Source organism: Bifidobacterium sp. POST2/T3 (B1) (assembly GCF_058197115.1).
Map to the genome: position 1 here is coordinate 1 of NZ_JBVPQK010000432.1, position 2,171 is coordinate 2,171.

At 60.7% G+C, this 2,171-nt stretch carries 1 protein-coding gene; it reads right to left on the reverse strand.

The genetic code is table 11. The annotated features are described in order from the left end of the window. Positions 1–2,171 (reverse strand): anaerobic ribonucleoside-triphosphate reductase (gene nrdD / locus AC0AP0_RS12490; RefSeq protein WP_490430720.1); only part of this gene is annotated, 2,171 nt, incomplete at both ends.

A 2,171-nucleotide genomic window follows, 5' to 3' on the forward strand; every position in this document is an offset into this window, starting at 1 on the left:
CCCAGGTAACCGCAGGTGCGCTTGGTCACGTTGCACTTGTCAGGGTCGTCGTTGCCGCATTCGGGGCACTTGAAGCCCTCCTCGGTGGGCTCGAAGTCGCCCTCGTATCCACAGACGAAGCAGTGATCGATGGGCGTGTTGGTGCCCAAGTAGCCGATGCCGATGTCGTAGGCGTAGTCCCAGACCGCCTCCAGGGCCTTGGGGTTCTGCTGCATGGAGGGGAACTCGCAGTAGTTAATGAAACCGCCCGAGGCCAGATAGGGGAAGTCCCGTTCATAGCTGAGCTTCTCCATGGGTGTGGGCCGCAGCCAGACCGGGTAATGGAAGCTGTTGGTGTAGAAGTCGTGGTCTGTCACGCCGTCGACTACACCAAACTTCTCCTTGTCCATCCGGGCAAAGCGGTCAGTCAGCGACTCGGCCGGGGTGGAGTAGACCGAGTAGTGGTATCCCTCAGCCTTCTCCCACTGCTTGCAGAGCTGGTTCATCCGGCGAACAATGCTCAGGGCGAATTCCTTGCCATCCGGATCCCAGCTGTGGTCCTTCATCCAGTCCTTGCCGTAGAAGACGCTGGTGGCCTCGTAGAGGCCGATGTAACCCAGCGAAACGGTGGCGCGACTGTTGCGGAAGAGGGTGTCCACGCTGTCGGTCGGCTTCAGCCTGCCGAAGGCGCCGTACTGGTAGAGGGTGGGAGCGTTGATGGGCGTGGCCTGCTTGCAGCGCATGATGCGGAACTGCAGGGCGTGATGGGCCACCTCCATGCGCTGGTCGAATATCTTCCAGAAGCGATCCTTATCGCCGCGGGACTCCAGAGCAATGCGGGGGATGTTGACGGTGACAACGCCCAGGTTCATGCGGCCGTCCTCTTCATCCTCGCCCGTCTCGGGGTTGGTCCAGGCCTGCAGGAAGGAGCGGCAACCCATGGGGGCCTTGAAAGAGCCGGTGATCTTAATCAGGTTCTCGTAGAAGACCACGTCAGGGTACATGCGCTTAGTCGAGCACTCCAGGGCCAGCTGCTTCATGTCGTAGTTGGGATCGCCCTCGTCCGCGTTCAGACCATGCTTGATGGTGAAGACCAGCTTAGGGAAGATGGCGGTGTGGCGGTCCTTGCCCAGTCCCCGGATACGAATCAGGAAGATGGCGCGCTGGATCTCCCGGGCGAACCAGGAGGTGCCCAGGCCGAAGCCCACGGTGACAAAGGGGGTCTGGCCGTTGGATACACGGTTGGAGTTGATCTGGTACTCCATGGTCTGCATGGCATCGTAGATGTTCTTGCGGGTCAGGATCTTGGCATAGACCTGGCGCAGCCGAACAATCTGCGGAGCGTCCAGGTCGAAGGGGGCGTCCTCGCCGATAGGGGCACGATCGTCCAGGTGGAGCCAATCGGCCTCCCTGGCCTTGAGTCCTCGGACGACATCCTTGGCCACATCGATGGGCTCCTCGTCCGGCAGGACGGCCTCAGCCATGGAATAGTTCTTCTTGTAGTCCAGACGCGCGTACTTGTCCAGCATCTCGTCGCAACGGTTGACCGTCTGGCCGCCGTACTGGGAGCCGGCGATGTCCTTGATGATCTGGGTGATCTGCGTGGCGGCCGTACCGATGGACTTGGGCGAGTCCATCATGGCGTTGCCCAGCTCGAAACCATGGGCCAGCATGTCGCCGAAATCAGGCAGTGAGCAGTTGGTCTCGGCTGTAAAGGGCGAGTAGTCCGCGTCGTGGAAGTGGATGTCGCCCTTCATATGGGCGTTGGAGACATCCTTGGGCAGCATGGCGAAGGCTGAGGCCTTGGAGACTGCGCCGGCCAGCAGATCACGCTGAGTTGCGTAGACGTTGGCATCCTTGTTGGCGTTCTCCCGCACCAGGGTCTCGTCCTTGCTGGTCAGGCGGTGAACAGCCTCGTTGACATCAGTGGCCTTGGCCCGCTGAATGTCACGGTCGAGACGGTAGGAGGTATAGGAGCGAGCGATCTCGTAGAGGTGGGCATTGACCAGCGCGTGCTCGACCAGGGTCTGGATGTCTTCGATCTTGACCGGGTTGGTGTAACGATCGGTGATCTCGGACTGAACGGTCAGGGCCATACCCCGGATCTGCTGGCGGTCCTCAGGGCTGACCTCGTGCTTGACGTCCTTGAAGGCGGCTTCGATGGCGTTCATGATGTTGACGGGATCAAAATC